The sequence below is a fragment of the Methanocaldococcus sp. FS406-22 genome, from assembly GCF_000025525.1.
GTDB lineage: Archaea > AGJL01 > Methanococci > Methanococcales > Methanocaldococcaceae > Methanocaldococcus.
The window spans coordinates 489,159-509,282 of record NC_013887.1 but is presented as its reverse complement, the minus strand read 5'-3'; the positions used below and the strand labels follow the sequence as shown (position 1 = coordinate 509,282).

At 31.4% G+C, this 20,124-nt stretch carries 21 protein-coding genes; 8 read left to right on the top strand and 13 right to left on the bottom strand.

All coding sequences use genetic code 11. The features are described from left to right. Positions 1–4: 4 nt before the first annotated feature. The 5 genes from MFS40622_RS02620 to MFS40622_RS02600 form a co-directional block, all read right to left on the bottom strand. A complete protein-coding gene (locus tag MFS40622_RS02620) occupies positions 5–316 on the bottom strand; it encodes a hypothetical protein (protein WP_012980129.1) in 312 nt (103 codons plus the stop codon). 12 nt (positions 317–328) lie between these two features. Then, complete coding sequence (locus MFS40622_RS02615; protein WP_048197420.1) at positions 329–637, bottom strand: TM2 domain-containing protein; 309 nt, start codon at positions 635–637, stop codon at positions 329–331. A gap of 51 nt (positions 638–688) precedes the next feature. Further along, positions 689–1,735 (bottom strand): class II glutamine amidotransferase, encoded by a 1,047-nt coding sequence (locus tag MFS40622_RS02610; RefSeq protein ID WP_012980127.1) that lies wholly within the window; start codon positions 1,733–1,735, stop codon positions 689–691. Between the two features lie 2 nt (positions 1,736–1,737). After that, on the bottom strand, positions 1,738–2,100 hold the full coding sequence (locus tag MFS40622_RS02605) for a gamma-glutamylcyclotransferase (protein ID WP_012980126.1): 363 nt from the start codon (positions 2,098–2,100) through the stop codon (positions 1,738–1,740). A 99-nt stretch (positions 2,101–2,199) separates the two neighbouring features. Continuing rightward, complete coding sequence (locus MFS40622_RS02600; protein ID WP_012980125.1) at positions 2,200–2,760, bottom strand: hypothetical protein; 561 nt, start codon at positions 2,758–2,760, stop codon at positions 2,200–2,202. 116 nt (positions 2,761–2,876) lie between these two features. On the opposite strand from MFS40622_RS02600, the gene MFS40622_RS02595 reads away from it, so the two are divergent. Beyond that, on the top strand, positions 2,877–3,854 hold the full coding sequence (locus MFS40622_RS02595; protein ID WP_232217821.1) for a DUF6293 family protein: 978 nt from the start codon (positions 2,877–2,879) through the stop codon (positions 3,852–3,854). A 6-nt stretch (positions 3,855–3,860) separates the two neighbouring features. Here the strand turns inward: MFS40622_RS02595 and rgy are convergent, their stop codons facing one another. After that, positions 3,861–7,220, bottom strand: coding sequence for a reverse gyrase (gene rgy / locus MFS40622_RS02590; protein ID WP_012980123.1), 3,360 nt, complete (start codon positions 7,218–7,220; stop codon positions 3,861–3,863). A 207-nt stretch (positions 7,221–7,427) separates the two neighbouring features. Then, positions 7,428–7,751, bottom strand: a complete 324-nt coding sequence (locus tag MFS40622_RS02585) for a carboxymuconolactone decarboxylase family protein (RefSeq protein ID WP_012980122.1) — start codon at positions 7,749–7,751, stop codon at positions 7,428–7,430. Positions 7,752–7,929: 178 nt separating this feature from the next. On the opposite strand from MFS40622_RS02585, the gene MFS40622_RS02580 reads away from it, so the two are divergent. After that, positions 7,930–8,508, top strand: coding sequence for a hypothetical protein (locus MFS40622_RS02580; protein ID WP_012980121.1), 579 nt, complete (start codon positions 7,930–7,932; stop codon positions 8,506–8,508). 22 nt (positions 8,509–8,530) lie between these two features. Here MFS40622_RS02580 and MFS40622_RS02575 read toward each other — a convergent pair whose 3' ends face one another. The 3 genes from MFS40622_RS02575 to MFS40622_RS02565 form a co-directional block, all read right to left on the bottom strand. After that, on the bottom strand, positions 8,531–8,992 hold the full coding sequence (locus MFS40622_RS02575) for a DUF1931 family protein (protein WP_012980120.1): 462 nt from the start codon (positions 8,990–8,992) through the stop codon (positions 8,531–8,533). Positions 8,993–9,101: 109 nt separating this feature from the next. Further along, on the bottom strand, positions 9,102–9,776 hold the full coding sequence (locus MFS40622_RS02570; protein WP_012980119.1) for an ABC transporter ATP-binding protein: 675 nt from the start codon (positions 9,774–9,776) through the stop codon (positions 9,102–9,104). Position 9,777: 1 nt separating this feature from the next. Next, the gene (locus MFS40622_RS02565) at positions 9,778–10,965 is read right to left on the bottom strand and encodes an ABC transporter permease (RefSeq protein WP_012980118.1); all 1,188 of its coding nucleotides are present in this window, start codon (positions 10,963–10,965) and stop codon (positions 9,778–9,780) included. 81 nt (positions 10,966–11,046) lie between these two features. On the opposite strand from MFS40622_RS02565, the gene MFS40622_RS02560 reads away from it, so the two are divergent. The 6 genes from MFS40622_RS02560 to npdG all read left to right on the top strand — a co-directional run bounded on the left by MFS40622_RS02560 (position 11,047) and on the right by npdG (position 17,896). After that, the gene (locus tag MFS40622_RS02560) at positions 11,047–12,234 is read left to right on the top strand and encodes a COG1361 S-layer family protein (RefSeq protein ID WP_012980117.1); all 1,188 of its coding nucleotides are present in this window, start codon (positions 11,047–11,049) and stop codon (positions 12,232–12,234) included. 108 nt (positions 12,235–12,342) lie between these two features. Further along, the gene (locus MFS40622_RS02555) at positions 12,343–14,694 is read left to right on the top strand and encodes a DEAD/DEAH box helicase (RefSeq protein ID WP_012980116.1); all 2,352 of its coding nucleotides are present in this window, start codon (positions 12,343–12,345) and stop codon (positions 14,692–14,694) included. Between the two features lies 1 nt (position 14,695). After that, positions 14,696–15,808, top strand: coding sequence for a non-hydrolyzing UDP-N-acetylglucosamine 2-epimerase (wecB, locus tag MFS40622_RS02550; RefSeq protein ID WP_012980115.1), 1,113 nt, complete (start codon positions 14,696–14,698; stop codon positions 15,806–15,808). 58 nt (positions 15,809–15,866) lie between these two features. After that, a complete protein-coding gene (locus tag MFS40622_RS02545; RefSeq protein WP_012980114.1) occupies positions 15,867–16,262 on the top strand; it encodes a helix-turn-helix domain-containing protein in 396 nt (131 codons plus the stop codon). Positions 16,263–16,274: 12 nt separating this feature from the next. Further along, positions 16,275–17,228, top strand: a complete 954-nt coding sequence (gene rnz / locus MFS40622_RS02540) for a ribonuclease Z (RefSeq protein ID WP_048197417.1) — start codon at positions 16,275–16,277, stop codon at positions 17,226–17,228. Further along, positions 17,225–17,896: an NADPH-dependent F420 reductase gene (gene npdG, locus MFS40622_RS02535; protein ID WP_012980112.1), complete on the top strand. Its 672-nt coding sequence runs from the start codon at positions 17,225–17,227 to the stop codon at positions 17,894–17,896. The genes rnz and npdG overlap by 4 nt, the downstream gene beginning before the upstream one ends. Here npdG and MFS40622_RS02530 read toward each other — a convergent pair. Genes MFS40622_RS02530 through MFS40622_RS02520 form a run of 3 tightly spaced genes read right to left on the bottom strand, consistent with a single transcriptional unit; the run spans position 17,893 to position 20,100 of the window. After that, the gene (locus MFS40622_RS02530) at positions 17,893–18,924 is read right to left on the bottom strand and encodes a M20 family metallopeptidase (protein ID WP_012980111.1); all 1,032 of its coding nucleotides are present in this window, start codon (positions 18,922–18,924) and stop codon (positions 17,893–17,895) included. The genes npdG and MFS40622_RS02530 overlap by 4 nt on opposite strands. A 2-nt stretch (positions 18,925–18,926) precedes the next feature. After that, positions 18,927–19,274, bottom strand: coding sequence for a DUF192 domain-containing protein (locus MFS40622_RS02525; protein ID WP_012980110.1), 348 nt, complete (start codon positions 19,272–19,274; stop codon positions 18,927–18,929). Continuing rightward, the gene (locus MFS40622_RS02520; protein WP_012980109.1) at positions 19,264–20,100 is read right to left on the bottom strand and encodes an ATP-dependent Clp protease proteolytic subunit; all 837 of its coding nucleotides are present in this window, start codon (positions 20,098–20,100) and stop codon (positions 19,264–19,266) included. The genes MFS40622_RS02525 and MFS40622_RS02520 overlap by 11 nt, the downstream gene beginning before the upstream one ends. Positions 20,101–20,124 lie beyond the last annotated feature (24 nt).

The window sequence follows — 20,124 nt, the reverse complement described above, 5'->3', positions numbered from 1 at the left end:
ATCATCACATTCTATTATTTTTACCTTTTAACGCTTCTCTTAGAGCAAAGAGGGATATCCTTAGAATATAGAATGATAAGGCTAATATTATAGCATCTATTGGGCAGAAGATAAACATGATTATTAGAAATGGTGAAACAACCTTCCAGAAGTGCTTCCAAGTAATAAATTTATAAACAATCCAAACTTCCAATACAATTGTTGGAATTGCAGCCAAAAACCAAAACCAATAATTTCCCACAGCAACTCCTAACATAAACCCAATAATTGACAAAGTCAGCAATATAAAGAAAGTTTTTAAAGAACTGTAGCCCATACTTCCACTTTATCAGGATTTATTTTCCTCATCTTTCTCCTTACTAAAAATTATCGAATAAAGTTGGGCATTATAATCCTTTGCAGACTTGTAGGCGTCATAAATCCCATAAAGATATGGTATGATAAGCCAAAATGTTAATAGTATTATAATCCCCTTTCCAACCTTTCCAAGATACATTTGCCCAGCTCCAGGAATTACAAGGCTAAGCAATACTGCAATGCCAACACTCTTCTTTTTCTGCTCATAATAAACAATCCTCTGAGTTTTATCCATATCCTTTACAAAATCTTTAATCTGCATTGCCTCCATCTCATCCATAACTCATCACCCCATTTTTATTGATAAATCAATGTAAATTCTCCTACTTTCCTACCATTCAAATTCTCTAAGCCTTCTATCAATCTCTTCCCTCTTCTCTGGTTTTGTATAAAACGTTGCATCTAAATGATTCCAACTTACAGTATCCGTACCATTCTGCTTAATATATCCCTTATCCAACAAACTTCTAATCCCAATTCTCACAACAGAACTATCATATCTTATATTTCGAGATAAACGGTTGAGATTTTTAATAATATTTCTTAAACTAACCCTATGTGGGCTTTCTCTAAGGATTTTTAATATTTTCAATTCTAAGTCAGTTAATCTCTTATTAGAGTAAATCATCTCCCCATTTTTAAACACTATCAACTCCCCATTTTCAAAACTCATCCAATTCTCATTAGTTAGAGGATTTGTAGCTATAATAAACCCCTCTTCATTTGCACTTTTAACATCCCCCAAGTTTATAACATAATCCTCATCCTCCAACCTAATTCTTCCATAGGGTGGCTTTCTCTTTAAGAAATGCAACTTTCTCCTACCTTTACAATCCCTATAAGCAAACAAATACTCTCCATCAGAGAATAAACAATTAAAAGCCCCATATTTGTTAATTTTCCTTCTTAATATATCCAATAACTCATCAAACCCCTCCTTATTCCACTCAATCCCTCTCCTTCCAATTTGAGATAGCAGATAGCAGAATACATACTCTGAATCCGTCTCTCCAATTGGATAATACCCATCAAGCTCTAAATCCTCATATCCAAGTAAAGTCCCATTATGGGCAAAGGCAATCTCCCTACCATCTAATCTTCTAATGAATGGGTGGGTATTAACATAAGATTCACTTCCAGCACTCGCCTTTCTTATGTGGGCAATGAATATCTTTGATTTTATCTTAGTCCATCTAACACATTCAGCTAATAAAGCATCATTCATCTTAATCGGCTCTTTTATCAATCTAACAAAGCCATCTGGATAGAATGCAATTCCCCAACCGTTCGGATGCTCTTCACTCCTATGCTTAAAGCTATTCAAGGATAAATTAACATTAACTTTCTTATTAAAGCAAATTCCAAGTAACTCACACATATTTATCCCCTATAGTCCTTATAATCTCCAGATTCTACCAAAACTCCACAAGGTTCCGGATAGAAGTATATCCAAGCCTCTATTTCATCCCCAGATTCTAAAATTATTGGAACTTTCTTTCTTCTATAGAAGTGTGGATGTCCTTCAAGGCAATCAATCCTCTCCAAGGTTTTTTCATCAACTTCATAAACTTCTCCAACAATGTGAGAGATTTTCTCATTTTCAACAACGTAGGGAATGATATTGGCATACATGGCATATTTCTCTTTGGTTTTGCCTTTTCCAATGAATTTGCTATCTTTTAAATAAGCCTCATGATTCCAAAAGCCCTTTCTTAAACTCCCATAGACAAACACATACTCCATAGTATCACTGTTTGGGGTTTGTAATGCTCATGAATAATGTAATATACAAAGTGATAAATAATACTTACTACCTTAGTAACCTTACAATGCTTACTATCATTACTCCAGTAACCTTCTACTTTTGTTTAAAATGTCATATTCTTCAAATTCTTTCAATTCTCCCCTCCAACCTTTCCTCCATCGTCCAAATCTTGTAGTGCAAACTTCACACTCAATTTTATAGTCCTTTAAAACATCAATTTGGTGTAGTATTGTGCTATCCAAAGTTATTGCCATGACAATTTTGAGATTATACTTTGATAACACTTTTTTACAAACTTCCCTAAGTTTTTCCAAATGTTCTTTTTCTATATCCTCATACAGCCAGATTCTATTCCCTTCCATATTTTTGAAGAACTTTTTAGCAAGTGAAACGAGCTCTTTGTCTTTAATTATGTATATTCCAATCATTAGCAAGGCATCTTCAAGCATATGCTCAACAGTTGGAATCCAAACGATTATGTCACAGTTTTTAGACTTATCTTTTGAAAATCTCATGATTGGAGTTAAAACCCACCATGGTTTGTCATTCTCGTGGAGAATTAAACAGTGTGTCGGATAAATCCCATTATGCAAGAAATCTGGCCTTCCAACAATTATAAAAGCATTTGCAGAACCCATGATATCCCTCTTATCTCGAAGATTACGATGCCAATAATGTATATATGGCAAAAAGAATATATTACATACTATTGATTAAGCATACTATGCTTACTGTTTTTAATGAGGTGAGTGAAATGATGAATGACTTAGAAAAAATAAGAGGAGGAGTCCATATAGCAGTTCAAGGTTATGAAGTGGATAGAATTACTGAAGTTCCGATAATGAGAAGAGCTGAAAAGGTTTATTTAATTTGCATGCCTGAGAATAATGATTCAGAACAGGGAAAAGCATTTAAAAATGCAATTATTAAAAAGTTTGAAGAAAAAAGGGTCAATTATGAGGTTGTGGAAGCAGATTTATTTGATTTGGATGATATTGTTAAAAAGATGAAAGATATTATAGCTCATGAGAGGAAGGAGTTTGGGGACGTTAGATTTTATATTAATGTATCGTCTGGTTCTACAATTGGATGTATTGCTGGCACAACTTGTGCAATGATATTAAACAAAGAAAATTCGAAGATTATTCCTTATTATGTAATTCCAGAAAGGTTATTAGATGATATTTCTGAAAAAGAAAGGGAAAAATTAAGGAAGGAATATAAGGAAAAGTATGATTGCTCTTATTTACCGAGGAGTTTTGGAGTTAGGGGAATTAGGTTGATTTATCCATTTGAAGTTAGTTTGCCGAGGGAAGAGTTATTAATATTTTTAAAGTTTATTGGTAGGGCTGGAAGTAGGGGGCTAACAATAAAAGAGCTTAGCATTTTAACAAAAGAAGAGTTTTTGAATGCTGATGTATATGATGAGAGGAGTATAAAAGAGTTAATTAAGGCGGTAGGAGGTTCTGTTAAAAAAATGAAGAGTTTAGTTAAAGAGTTAAAGGATATTGTTGGCAGTGATATTGATGATTTAAAGAAAATTATTGATTGGAGAAAAAAGTGTAGAAGTTCAGTTAATTCTACTAAACAGAGTGATTTGGTCTGGATTAATAAAAATGTCGTTGAAAAACTCTTAGAGTTGGAGTTGATAGAAAAGCCAGAAAAAATTGGAAAGTCAAAGTATGTAAGAATCAGTGAAAAAGGGAAAATGCTATTAAACTATGTTGGATAACCCCAATTATTTTATACTCAAAATCTCTTCATGTAAAGCTTTTAAAACCTCTAAATAATCAACTTCTCCATTCTCAATCTTATCCATAATTTCCTCTAACTCCCTCGTTCTCTCTTCAGATATTAAGTGAGGATAATTACTTATCAAATAATTATAGACATCAATTCCCAACTTTGTTGGAATTAGTTTATTTTTATCCCTACTTTTTATGACGTAGCCCCTATCTAACAACTTTTTGATAATTTGAGCATAGGTTGAAGGTCTTCCAATACCCCTCTCTTTCATTAACTTAACAACCTCACCCTCATCATACAATGGAACTTTTGGAATCTTTCTAAGTTTTTTATCTAAAACTTTTAAAGTACTTTTCTCAATCCTTGGAAGCTTTTTTAACTTTAAATTATAAATTCTGCTCCAACCGTCAAACTTTATATCAATATAACCCTCAACCTTCTCATCCAAATCTTTTATATAAATCTCTTCATATTCAACAACTGCTTCTTTCATCTGAGAGGCAATAAACCTTCTAAATATCAAATCATAAACCTTTATGTGGTTTTTGGTTAGTTTTATGTTGTTTTCCTTTAAAAACTCTATTAACTCCTCAGTATCCATTGGTTTCGTAGGTCTTATACACTCATGAGCTCCTTCCATGAAATACTCTCTATTTTTTAAATAATCTTCCATATTATTTAGCTTTAGGTATTCTCTTGCTACCCTCATCCCATCTAATGAAACCCTTGTTGAAGAGGTTCTGTGATAACTCGTCAAACCCAATTCAAACAGTTCTTGAGCTATAGACATCACTTCATCGGTACTTAAGCCAAATCTCTTTGTAGCTTCCTCTAACAAAGTATCTGTTGTGAATGGTGGGAGAGGAGGAATTTCCTTCTCATAAACCTTTACTTCAACCTCAACCTCATCCTTATCAAACTCATCCTCCCAAATCTTTCCAATATAGATGTCATTTTCTAATTTTAAAGAGAGATAAGGTACTTTTATTTTATGCTCGTTGTATCTCTCTATAATCCATCCCAATACTGGCGTTTGGACCCTACCGGCTGACAGATAGTTTTTATCAAATACTTCCCACAACTTTTGACTCAACCTAAATCCAATCCATCTGTCCTCTATTCTCCTAACTATCTGCCCCCTAACTTTATTTTCATCTAACTCTAATTTATCTCCTTTCTTAAATGATTCTACAGCCTTTAGTATAGCCCTTTTTGTGATTTCATTAAATCCTACCCTATAGATGTTTTTATTGAATGGAAGGGCATTTATAGCTATGTCATAGCCTATTTTTTCTCCCTCTGTATCGATATCTGTTGCTATAAATATGGCATCAACCTCATCTGCTATCTCCCTAATAATCTCTACATTCTCTTTAGCATCCATTGCATTTACTTTCTCTCCCTTCTCCATCAACTGCCTTATCAACTCCTCTAAATCCTTTTGGTCAGTAAACTGCTCTCCATTTACTTTTTTAATTGATGTATATATTGGGATGTATAAGTTATCTTCTATCTTAACCCCATAAAATCCTTCTTTTGTAACTAAGTCAAAGACATGCCCCCCACTTGCAGTTATAATTAGGTTTAAATCTCCAATACAGACTTCATAGACATTTCTGTTGTTTATCTTTCTAACAGAGGGTTTTCCAAAGAAATTAGCTATGGTTCTTGCCTTGTTAGGACTCTCTACAACCATTAAAACTGATTTTAGCAAATCTGGAACTTTTCCTTTAGCCCTTCCGACTTTTATCTTCTCCCTATCTTCATCAATCTTTTTGATTAACTCCTCTAAGTTTATCTCATCTATTCTTTTAAATTCACTCTCATACATAAACAGCATATACTTTTTGAGAGCTTCAAAAATCTCTTTTTCATCTACTAACACAATGCTTGCTCCTTTAGTTAAACCAAACTCTGTCATCCTTGAAGTCCTTCCAGATGCTTGTATATAGGTTTTTACATCTGGAATTAATAGGAGATATTCATCATCTTCCTTCCTTAGAGAGAAATTCTTTATCTTTAACTTTTCAGTTATTATTTGCCTAATCTCTTCCTCTGTCTTTCCTTCAATGTCAATATCTTCCTTTAACTCTCCTTTTTCTTTTAAACTGTTTATATACTCCTTCAGCCTAATTTTAAACTTTGGAATGCCATAAAATATAGCATATCTAACCCTTTCTGGCATATCTAAACCTCTAACCAAAACCCCATAGTATGATGCAACACCAATTAAAACATCAATCTTTCCCTCTCTAAAGTCATCAAATCCTTTCTTATCCTTTGAATGGATCAATTTTGCTTTAATGTTGTTGTCTAACAGATATTTTTCAATCTCTTGGGCTTTCTCAACACCATAGTCAATTGAAACAAATACAATTCCTCCAGAGCCAAATAATTTTATATACTCTAAAATCTTCTCTTTGCTGAACTCCTCATCATAAATATCAACAACATCCCTAAGCTTGTTCATTCCAAATCCAATTTCAAAGTCCAAAAGCTCTCTGTAGAGCTTAACCCTATCTCCATAACTCTTTCCAGTTGCAGAGGCAATAATTAAACATCCATGCTTTATCTTGGCAACTTTTTCTTTTAAAATCTCTCTCTTTTTCATTGCATCCTCAATCTTTCCAATCTTTATTAGGTAGATGATTTTATATGCCTCATTTATTATCTCTTCATCAAATCCCAATAACTTTAAAGTTCTATCGATGTTTTTTGAAGCCTTTAACAATGCATCGACATCATCAACAAACACAAAATCAAATCTGCAGTTTGGCATGTTTTTTGTTAAAAAGTTGGATGTTGTTATTAAAACATCATAATCGTTGTTTTCAATTCTTTCCTTTGCTTCTTTCTTTTCTTTTGTTGATAGTTCTGAATGATATGCAACTACTTTTATATTTAAATTATTTTTTTCTACAAGGGATAGCATTTTCTCATAGGTTTGTTTAACTAAGAGTGTTGTTGGCAATATAATATAGCATCTTTTCCCTTTCTTAGCTAAAAACAGAGACATCAATATTCCAAAAAAACTCTTTCCAACTCCAGTTGGTGCTACAATTGAAAAGCTCTTGTTCTTTAAAACCCTCTTTGCCCACATCTTTTGTATGCTTAAAAGCTCATATCCTAAACTCTTAGCAAATTCCTCAAACTCTTTAAATTCATTCCAAATGATGCAATAGCTTTTTAATTCCTTTAAAGTTTTCTCTTCTCTAAGTTTTTCACATAATTTTAGCTTTTCAAAAACATTTTTTTCTTTTAAACATTTTTCACAAACTCCAATAGCTAACCTTTCACTTGTTATTTCTCCGTTACAGTTAGGACACATTTCTTTATATATCATCGGTATCATAATAACACCAACAAATGAATATTTAATTAGAAATGAATATTTAATTAGAAATCTTAATAATTATAATTTATTTTTATGTTCATTTTGATTTATTAGGGGTTTAAAAACTTTTTGCTATAGTTAAAATTATATTCTTTAATTTAAATATATAAATATCCATAAAAACAAAATAATAAAAAATAGAATGGATAAATAGCCCTTAAAGATTTAGCACTGGTCTCCAGCAACTTCTAAGATTGCCTCAACTGCTTTTATGAATCTTGGCATACCTGCTCCGATATAAACAACTTTCATAACGTCTTGAATCTCTTCAATTGTAGCCCCCATTTCTAATAATTTTTTTGTCTGTCTTTTAACTGCTTTTTCGTCTCCCAAAGTTGCAACAACTGCCAATAAAACTAATCTTTGCATTTTTTCATCTAACTTTTTCCCACTAAAAACTTCTTTTTGTAGATTTGCTACTGCTTCATAGAACTCTGGGCAATTTTTCTTAACAACTTCCATGGTTTCTGCTGGAACGAACTCTGCCATATTATCACCTGTGTATTGTTGTGTATGTTTGTGTGGTATTTTAGCCACAATTATACATAATTAAACTTATTATATATAAAACATGTAATTTTAGATTTACTAATAGAATGTATGAAAAACAATAGTGGCATAAATTTGCACAGTTATATTTATAAATATAACGTAATTGAGGGAAATAATGGGGTTTTTAGAGGATAAAAAAAGGACTCTAATGAATTTAGAACTTGCTATAAGAGAAGGTTTAGTAGATGAGGAGATAATTCCAATACTAAACAAAATCAATGAAATTGATAATTATTATACAACTTCGAGCTGTATTGGCAGAGTTGGAATAATGGAAATTCCTAAAGATAAGAATCCAAAGCTATACTCGAGATGGCTTGGAAAGTGGCATCACTATGCGACTTATGAGGAGATGTTTGATGCACTAAAAAATAGAAAAGAGGGTTATATAGTTTTTGTTATGAACTCTCCTATACTACATATTGCATGTAAAGACATTAGCTCAGCAAAAAAGATGCTTGAACTTGCTATACACTCTGGTTTAAAAGCTTCTTCTATAAAATCAGTTTCAGAAAAAAGAGTTATTGTTGAGATTTTAACAACTTATAAGGTAGATGCTCCAATAGGTGAGGATGGGGAGATATTTGTTGATAATGATTACTTAAAATTTTTACTGGATTATAGCAACTCTAAACTTAAAAGAGCAAGAGAAATTTTAATGAGATGGGCAAATAGATTAGATGAGCTAAAATAAGAAAATAAAAAATAACATGGATTTATAATGTGTAGTCCAATACTTTCTTAGCTTCTTCGATATGCTCTTTTCTTATTCTTTCAATATCTTCGTGTAATGCTTTAATTACTCTACCAACTACAATAAATATTGTTCCTGTTATTAGTGGAAGATTATCAACAACTATGTCATCCAAAGGTAAATCTCCAGGTATTTTTTTCATAACATACTTTTTAATTGTTTCAGCTACTATATTTTCCTCTTCAATAACGCTTCTAAACAACTCCATTGAGTTTAAAAATCCTTTTGTTAATGGGATGTGTCTCATCTTTATGATTTTGGCATTTTCTTCTTTTGCATTTTTGTATGCCACCTCAAACAAATCTGCTAATTTCTTTTCAACAACATCCATCATGTCTTCAGCTTCTGTTTTATACAAATCGATTTCACAGGTTGTGTTCATTATCTTTTTAAGCTGTGGGTATGGAATTATCATCTCAGCCATTTTTTACACCTCTTTCATTTTTTAATCTTAACAAAACATACCTTTGCGAAACTTATATATAAAGGTTTCCTTTGTAGTTCCCATATTTAATTTATATTATTAAATATTATTATTTTTCAACAATCTCAACTATCTCCCCATCTCTCAACTTAACAATCTTTGAGGCATATTTTGTCAATTCCTGCTCATGTGTAACCATAACTATAGTTATTCCTTTTTCATTCAGTTCCTTTAAAATATTCATAACAGCTATTCCACTTTTACTATCTAAATTCCCTGTTGGCTCGTCAGCAAATATTATCTTTGGGTTGTTTGCTAAAGCTCTTGCTATAGCCACTCTTTGTTGTTGTCCTCCACTTAATTGATAAGGATAATGATTTAATCTATCTCCCAAACCAACCATCTCCAAAAGCTTTTTTGCCCTCTTCCTCCTATAACTTTTATCTTTCTCATCCAACATCATTGGCAATTCCACATTTTCTAAGGCAGTTAGTGTTTTTATTAAGTGGAATTGCTGAAAGATAAATCCACTAACCTTTCTCCTAAAAATAGCTCTTTCATTTTCACTCATTGAGCTCGTTCTTCTCCCTTTATAATAAACTTCTCCCTTTGTTGGAGTATCTAAGAGAGCCAAAATATTTAATAGAGTAGATTTTCCACAACCACTCGGCCCCATAATCATAAGAAATTCCCCTTCTTCAATCTCCAAATTAATATTTTTTAAAGCTATAGTTTTTGCTTCTCCTCTACCATAGATTTTCCAGATGTTTTTAGCTTCTATCAATTTATTCCCCTCTCAATGTCTCTATTGGGTCTAATTTAGCCCCACTTCTCGCTGGGAAATATCCACTTATAACACCAACTAAAAAGGAAAATATCAAAACACCAACAATCAACTCATAAGAAATCCAAGCATTAACCATTAAATAACCCATTTTGTGAGCTAATGCTTCAATAATCTCTGCTAATAAAACCCCTAAAACTAAACCAACAACACCCCCAAATAAACCTAAAAATCCAGACTCAACAACAAATATTGCCAAAATATCAGTTGTCTCCGCCCCCAATGCTTTTAATATCCCAATGTCTTTTCTCCTCTCCAAGATGCTCATGTGCATAGTGTTTGAGATACCAACAGCTCCAACTAATAAAGATATAGCGGCAACCCCAACAACGAATATGGTTATAACTCCAAGGACTGAACTAACAGTTTCTGCTAACTGCTCAGCAGTTAAAACAGAAAACTCTTCATCTCCAAAAGATTTTTTTAAAGCTTTTTTAATTTCCTCTGAAACTTTTTCTATATCCTCCCCCTCTTTCACAGTTACAGAAATGAAGTTATACTCTCCCTCATTTCCAAATAATTTTTCTCCAACATCTATGTTTAAAATAATTGAATTATCATCCTGCTGATTTCCTACCTGCTTCAATATTCCAACAACCCTAAATTTTTTATCCTTAATTTTTATTACATCTCCTACCTTTATCTCTCTATTAAATAGGTTATGAGCTGTTCCATAACCAATGACACATGCATATTTATCGTTATCCTCTAACCACCTACCTTTTTCAATATCGTAACCACTATCTTTATAAACTTCCCTTAATTTTGATGGGATTGCATAATAATAAGATACAAACTTTTTCTCTCCGTTGTATTCTATTTCACACCCTCCATACCAACCATACATAACTGTATCGACACCTTTAACCTTTTTAATAGCTTTAACTTCTTTTTTTGTGAAATAATGAGAGGGGGGAACACCAAATTGTTTCATAGGGAGAATTGTTATTTTATTAGAACCTATTTTCATCATCTCCTCATGTATGTAGTTTTGAACACCATATCCTAAAGAGATTAAGCTAACTATTGCTAAAACACCTATCACAATACCAACAATCGTCAATAAGCTCTGAGTTCTTTTTTGCTTCATGTTTTTAAATGCAAATGTAATAATATCCTCAACTTTCATAGACTTCCCCAAAAACATCTAAAGCTTTATATATAAATATAATCTTAACTTCTATATATAAATTAACTTTTGGGGGATAATATGTTTAAAAAATTTTTAATGATTTTAATTGGATTTATTTTGCTGTCTTCCATCTCTGCCATTCAAATAGATAATCCTCAGTATCAGCCGAATATTATTCATCCGGGGGATGATGTAAATTTGTGGATTAAAATAACCAATGATAATTATGATAATGAGGTAAGGAATGTAGTTGTTGAGGTATCTCCTCATTACCCATTTGAGTTAAAGCAAGTTAATCCAGTTAAGGGAAAAGCAAAAATTAGCCATTTAAACCCTGGAGAATCAGATATTGCATATTTCAAACTACACGTTGATGAGAATGCCCCATCAAGAGATTATAGAATAGATGTAAAAGTTAGTTATGATGAAGTTGAAAATAAAAATGGCAAAGAAATCATAAACCACTACGAAGTTACTAAGGTCTATTACCTACCTGTTTATGGAATAGCGAGCTTTCAATTGAAAATAAACGATACATCAATAATTCCAGGAAAAACTAAAACTGTAAAATTGGATGTAAAGAATGTAGGAACGGGAAATGCAAAATATTTAAACTTATATTTAATTGGAAATGATAAAATCAATATCTTAGGGGGAGGTTCAGTTTTTATTGGATGTTTAAAGTCAAATAATCAATATATCATCCCTATAAAAATATATGCAGTTCCAGAGATTGAAAATGGAATATATTCAATTAATGCAAAATTATTTTGGATTGGAGAAGATGGTAGACAGTATAATTTAACAATTCCTTTAAATATAAGAGTTGTGAAGAAAATTTATGAAAATCAGCCATACATTTATTTAGATGATGTAAAAAATAAAGGAGATTATGTAGAGATAACCATTGGAATTGCAAATAGAGGGACTACAAAGATTAGACATTGTGTAATGACTTTAACTGTGAATGGGAAAAATTATACTAAGTATATTGGAGATTTGGATGAAGATGATTATGACACGTCAGTTTTTGAAATAAATGATTTTGGAGATATTCCAATTAAGGTAACTGTTACATACTTTGATGATTACCACAACCAATATAACACTACAGAGACATTCAATATACATGTTGAAAAAGTAGAAAAACAAGAATCATTAAGACCAATATATATAATTGGGGGAGTAATTGTTGTTATAATACTTATCTTATATATTAGAAAAAGAAAGAGACGTCAAGAGTTTGAAGAATTTGAAGAAATTTAAAAATTATTAATTTATTTTTATTTTTTATAATCTAATATTAATAAATAATAAATTTTTTAATTTTAAAAGACACTATAAAAACACAACAATTTAAAGAGATGGATGATTATGTTTATTGAGCATCCATTAATAAAATCAAAAACTTTGGAGGCAAGATTGTATCAGCAGATTATAGCAGCAAATGCCTTAAAGAAAAAGACATTATGTGTTTTATCAACAGGTTTAGGGAAGACAGCTATAGCTATATTGGTTATAGCAGGAATTTTAACAAAAAAAGATGGGAAAATTTTAATCTTAGCCCCTTCAAGACCCTTAGTTGAGCAGCATTATAACAGACTAAAAGAGGTTTTAAACATTGATGAGGATAAAATAATTGCCCTAACTGGAAAAATTCAGCCAAAAAAAAGAGTTGAATTATATAAAAAAGGGAAAATCTTCATAGCTACTCCCCAAGTCATAGAAAACGATATTATAGCTGGAAGAATAAACATTGATGAGTTTGTTTTATTGATAGCTGATGAAGCTCACCACACAACAGGAGACCATGCCTATGCCTTTGTAGCAAAAAAATTTAAAGATAAGTGCCATGTTTTAGGATTAACCGCCTCTCCAGGTTCTGATATTGATAGAGTAATGGAAATATGTGAAAACTTAGGGATTGAGCATGTTGAAGTTAGAACTGAAGATGATGAGGATGTAAAGCCATATATTGCTAAAGTGAAATTAACTCCAATTAGAATTGATTTACCAGATGAATTTAAAAGAGCGTTAAAATTGATAAATGAAGCTTTAAAGGAGAGATTAAAGATATTGAAAGATGCTGGAGTTATAGACTCTATCTCAAATACAACAAAAACAGAACTTATTGAATTAAATAATAAACTATTTTCTTATGATGAGGAAGTGAAGTATGAGCTTATAAGAGTTTGCTCAGAGGCTTTAAAGTTGATGCATGCTAAAGAACTTTTAGAAAGTCAGGGAAAGAGTGTATTTCTAAACTATATAAATAAATTATCCATGCAGAGAACAAAATCAGCTAAATCTATTGTTAATGATGAAAAAGTTAGAGAGGCGGTTAATTTATTAATGAAATCTAATGTTGAGCATCCAAAATTAGACAAGGTTGTTGATATAGTTAAAGGTATTTTACAAAAAAATGAAGATGAAAGAATTATTATCTTTGCCCAATATAGAGATACTGTAGAGAAGATAGTTAATCTCTTAACCCAGAATGGGATTAAGGCAATAAGATTTATAGGGCAGGCAAATAAAGAAGGAAAGGGGATGAGTCAAAAAGAGCAGATAGAAGCGATAGAGAAATTTAAAAAAGAGGGAAGTGTTTTGGTATCAACAAGTGTCTCTGAAGAAGGGATTGATATTCCAACGGTAAATTACATTATATTCTATGAGCCGGTTCCTTCAGAGATTAGATTTATTCAGAGAAGAGGTAGGGCAATGAGAGGAGAAGGAGGAAAAGTTTATGTTTTAATAGCTAAGGGAACGGCTGATGAAGCATACTATAGAAGTGCTTTATACAGAGAGAAAGAGATGAAGAGATTATTAAAAAATATGTGTTATTTGTTAAATAAGAGGTTACAGAAAAAATTTGAAGAAGAGAGAGAAGAAGAAACAAAAAAAGAGATAAAAGAAATAAAAGAAGCAGATATTGAAGATACCCACCCAATTTTCAAAACTGCAACAAAAGAAGAAATTAAAAAAGAGGAAGAAAAAGCCAAAAAACCAGTAACAATATTAGATTTTATTAAACAGATTGAAGTTAAGGAAAAATCTAAATCAGAGGAAGATAAAATAAAGCAAGATATAAAAGTCCCAAAAAAACCAATAAAAATTATTGTAGATGTTAGAGAAAAAAATATGGCTAAGCTTTTACATAACTATGCAAACATTGAGCTAAAAACCTTAGAAGTTGGAGATTATGTTTTGAGTGATAGAGTTGTTGTTGAGAGAAAAACAGCCGAGGATTTTGTAAATTCAATAATTGATAAAAGATTATTTAGCCAGCTAAAAAACCTCAGAAAGGTTGAAAAGCCATTATTGATAGTTGAAGGAGATAACTTTGGTAGAATTCATGAAAATGCTCTTAGAGGAGCTATTTTATCAATAATATTGGATTTTGGTATCCCAATAATATTTACAAAAAATGCTGAAGAAACAGCAGATTTGTTAATAAAGATTGCAGAGAAAGAGCAATTAAAAGAAAAAAGGGCTGTTATGGTAAGATATGGAAAAACTACTATGTCTTTAAAGGAACAGCAGAAATTCATTGTTGAAAGTCTGCCAGATGTTGGTGGAGCGTTAGCTGAAAGGCTGTTAAAGCACTTTAAAACTGTTGAAAGAGTATTTACAGCAAAAGAGGAAGAGTTAATGAAGGTTGAGGGTGTTGGAAAAGAGAGGGCTAAGAAGATTAGGGAGGTTTTAACAGCAGAATATGAGGGATAACATGAAGCTTTCAATAATCTTAGGGACGAGGCCAGAGATTATAAAGCTCTCTCCAATAATTAGGATTTTAGAAAAAACTAACATAGATTGGCATATCATCCACACTAATCAGCACTACTCTGAAAACATGGATAAAATATTCTTTGAGGAGCTGAATTTACCGAAACCAAAATATAATCTAAATATTGGTTCTGGGACTCATGGAGAGCAGACGGGAAGGATGTTAATAGAGATAGAGAGAGTCCTTTTAAATGAAAAGCCAGATGTTGTTATAGTTCAGGGAGATACAAACACTGTCTTAGCTGGAGCTTTAACTGCCTCTAAATTAAAGATAGATATAGCCCATGTTGAAGCTGGTTTAAGAAGTTTTGACAGGAACATGCCGGAGGAGATAAATAGGGTTTTAACTGACCATATAAGCAGTTATCTCTTTGCTCCAACTGAAATAGCTAAGAATAATTTACTGAAAGAAGGAATTGAAGAAAATAAGATTTTTGTTGTTGGAAATACTATTGTCGATGCTACCTTACAAAATTTAAAGATTGCTGAAAAAAATGAAAACATTAAAGCTTTTTTTAATAATATTGTTGATAATGACTATTTTCTATTAACCCTACACAGGGCTGAAAATGTTGATAATAAAGAAAGATTAAAGAACATAGTGGAAGGGATAGCAAAAATAACTGAAATTTATAATAAAACTATTATTTTCCCAATCCATCCGAGAACTAAGAAAAGATTGGAAGAGTTTAATCTATTTGGTAAATTAAAGAGCAATAAAAAAATAAAAATTATTGAACCAGTTGGCTATTTGGAATTTTTAATGTTGGAGAAGAATGCTAAGATAATTTTAACAGACAGTGGTGGGGTTCAAGAAGAAGCATGTATTTTAAAAATCCCATGCATAACTTTGAGAGACAATACTGAAAGACCAGAAACAGTTGAAGTTGGAGCAAATATTTTAGTTGGTGATAATAAAGAAAAATTAATTAAAGCAGTTGAAATAATGCTCAATAAAAAGAGAAATTGGAAAAATCCATTTGGAGATGGGAAGAGTGGAGAGAAAATTGTGAAAATTCTCATGAATAATATTATGGACAATATTAACGAATAATTTTAAATATGAATATAGTATAGTTAATGTTAGTGTCACAATTATGATTGGTGGTAATATGAGCAAACTTTTATTAAAGACTCCATGCACAACTTGGACGTTTGATAGCTTAATGGCATGTGTTTTTGGTATAAAGGTTTCTGATGTTAAAGTTTATTTCGATATTTTAAAAAACGGCCCATCAAAAATAAACGACATTGCTGAGAGAATTAATAGGGATAGAAGTACGGTTCAAAGGTCTGTCCAAAATTTAATGAATGCAGGTTTAGTTAAGAGAAAGCAAGTAAATATAAAAGATGGAGGATATTATTACGTTTATGAAGCAATTCCATTTGAAGAAACCAAAAAGATTATAAAAAAGACCATGGAAGAGTGGTGCAACAATATGAAAAAATGGGTTGAAGAATTGGAATTTGAAGATGTTGTTAAAGAATATTTAGAAAATGAAGAATAAGTGATGATTATTATGAAACTGATATTCTTAGGAACTGGGGCGGCAGTTCCATCAAAAAATAGGAATCATATAGGGATAGCATTTAAATTTGGAGGAGAGGTTTTTTTATTTGATTGTGGTGAAAATATTCAAAGGCAGATGCTTTTTACTGAAGTATCACCAATGAAAATTAACCATATATTTATAACTCATCTACATGGAGACCATATACTAGGCATTCCAGGACTTTTACAGAGTATGGGATTTTTTGGAAGAGAGAAAGAGCTTAAAATCTTCGGCCCTGAAGGAACAAAGGAAGTTATAGAGAACTCATTAAAGCTTGGAGCTCATTATATAGAATTTCCAATAAAAGTCTATGAAATTTATGCAAAAGAGCCAATAACTGTTTATAATGAAGAAAATTATGAGATAATTGCCTATCCAACTGAACACGGCATTCCTTCTTATGCATACATATTTAAAGAGATAAAAAAACCACGTTTAGATATTGAGAAAGCTAAAAAGCTTGGAGTTAAGATAGGGCCGGATTTAAAAAAACTAAAAAATGGAGAGGCTGTTAAAAATATTTATGGAGAAATTGTAAAGCCAGAAGACGTTTTGTTACCTCCAAAAAAAGGATTTTGTTTAGCTTACAGCGGAGATACCATTCCATTAGAAGATTTTGGAAAATATTTGAAAGAGTTGGGATGTGATGTCTTAATTCATGAAGCGACATTTGATGATTTTTCCAAAGATATTGCCAAAGAGAATATGCACTCTACAATAGGAGATGCTGTCAATATAGCAAAATTGGCAGATGTAAAAATTTTAATTTTGACTCATATCTCAGCAAGGTATGATAAGGAGGAGTATTTCAACTTATATAAAATGAACGTTAAACAGTATAATGAGAGCTTTAAGATTATTATCAGTGAAGATTTCATGGTTTATGATATAAAAAAAGAAATTGTAGAGGTGAAAAAATGAAAATAGCGATATTGGGAGGAACTGGAGACCAAGGATTTGGTTTAGCTTTAAGATTGGCTAAAAATAATAAGATAATCATAGGTTCAAGAAAGAAAGAAAAAGCAGAAGAAGCCGCTAAAAAAGCTAAAGAAATATTAAATCAGAGAGGAATTGAGGCAGATATCATTGGCTTAGAAAATAAAGAGGCAGCAAAAGAAGGAGATGTCGTTATCCTTTCAATACCTTATGAATACACTCTATCAACAATAAAACAATTGAAAGAAGATTTAAAGGGGAAGATAGTAGTTTCTATTGGTGTTCCTTTAGCAACAGCTATTGGAGATAAACCAACAAGGTTGTTGTTTCCTCCAGATGGCTCAGTTGCTGAAATGGTTCAAAATGTATTAAAAGAGAGTAAGGTAGTTAGTGCATTTCAAAATGTTTGTCATGCTGTTTTGGAAGATTTAGATAATCCAGTTGATTGTGATATCTTAGTTTGTGGAAATGATGAGGAGGCAAAGAAAGTTGTTATTGATTTAGCTAATCAAATAGATGGAGTTAGGGCAATTGATTGTGGTAATTTAGAAAAATCAAGAATTATTGAGGCAATAACACCATTATTAATTGGATTAAATATAAAATATAAGTCAAAAGGAACAGGAATTAGAATTACAAATTTAGAAATTTAACTTAACATCAATTCTGCAAGCTTCTCTACTTCTTTAATTCCTTTGTCAAAATCATTTAAATTTAAATACTCTTCTTTAGAATGGGCAAGCTCTAATCTTCCAACGCCATAAATAACAGTATCTGCCTTTAAAAATTTGTTGAAGTAATATGCTTCACAGGTGGCATTGAAAAAGGATATTTTAAAGTGTTTAGACAACTTATCTATCAACTCTTTATTTTCAAGCATGTAGAAATCAGCATAATGTCTTCCTGGATTTAATCCACTTTTTATATGCTTTGAGTAATGTTTTTGAGATAAAAAATTGTCTATCTTTTTTATTATATCCTTCTCAACACTCCTAACATCAAATAAGACATAAGCATAGTCAGGAATTATATTACTTTGAATTCCGCCTTTTATTATGGTTGGAGTTATTGAAGAACTGTAGATTTTATCAACTTTAATCTTTTCCAAAGGCATTTGTCTTAAATCTAAGATAACTCTGCTTAAGATTTCTATTGGATTTAGGCCTTGAGATGAAGCATGCCTCGCTTTACCAAATGCCTCAACAATATACTCAAACCTCCCCTTATGTCCAATACAAACTTTCAAATCTGTTGGCTCTCCAACTATGCATTTAATATCTTTCTTAATTTTATTTTTATTCCTCAAATATTGACAAAAATTATAGATTCCATTTGATTCTGTTTCTTCATCTGGAGATATAACCAACAAAGAATTATTACTATTTAAAAAAGCATGAATCATTAAAACTACATTCCCTTTGGCATCTATAACTCCAGTTCCATAAAAATTGTTATCATCCTTTTTAAAATTTGATTGGACTTTTACAGTGTCTATATGTGAATTTAATATCAAATCAAAGTTTTCTTTTTCTTTATAAGCTACAAAACAATTCTCAATGGTAGTATTCTTTATTCCTAAGTTATTAAAAAGATTAGATAAATATTTAAATGCCTTTTTAACACCAATTCTATTGTCAGTTCTGATTTTTACTAAATCCTCTAAGATTTTTAAATAATCCATAATTATCCTCTCATAAATTCTACTTTTTTCCCAATAAGCTTATTTAGCTCAACATCTCTACACTTAAATTCAAGCATTGCCGTTGAGTAATTTTTGCATTTGTAGGTTTTCCATGGTTTTAATCTTACAGCTTCAACAACCACATCTTTATCAATAAAAATTACATCAATAGGATAAAGCATAAAGAATGTGTGCATAGCTATTTTTCTTCTTTTGTATAGGAATAGCATAGCTTTATCTCCAATATCCCTAAGCATTAAACCAAAAGCTCTTTTAATAAAATTATCTGCTAATACAACATCAAATTCTAATTCCCCAACTCTAACTTTTTTAATTTTCTTATTTTGCATTTTTTTCACTTTCTTTTTTGCTATATGGGATAGGGATGTAATAGACAGATGGCTTTGCACCCATTGGTTGTGGATAAAGCTCTAACAGCTCATAAACTTTTCTTGGAACGTTTGTATTAACTTCAATGCCAAGCTCTTTCAATTTATTAACTGTTAAAGGATAGTCATGTGTCCATGTTCCTGAAGTTAGTTTTTTTGCAATTTCTTTAGCTTTTTCATCCCCATATTTATCTTTCAACAACTCATAAACAAACTCTTCCATCTGTTTAATTGCCTTTTTTGATATATCAACCAATATTAATGTCTCATCGTCTACCTTCTCTCCTTTTCTATAGTATGCTTCTAAGATAGATGCGGCAGGATACTGCCCAATTTGAGGGTCTACTGGCCCCATAACAGCATTTTTATCCATAATTATTTCATCAGCCGCTAAGGCTATTAAACTACCTCCACTCATAGCATAATGTGGGATTATAACTGTTGTTTTAGCTTTATGTTCTTTTAAAGCTAAAGCTATCTGCTCACTCGCTAAAGCTAAACCTCCAGGTGTATGGATGATTAAATCAATAGGCATATCTTCTGGTGTTAATCTAATAGCTCTTAAAATCTCTTCACTATCTTCAATAGTGATAAATTTATATATCGGTATTCCTAAGAATGTTAATGCTTCTTGCCTATGTATCATAGCTATAACTCTCGTTCCTCTTTCTCTCTCTATCTCCCTTATACATCTCAACCTTCTCATTATCCTATATCTCAACATCATCTCTGGATAAATAAACAATAGGAATATGAATAAGAAGAAAAGCATATCCATCGATGTCATTCCATCCCCCTACATTTTTGGTAA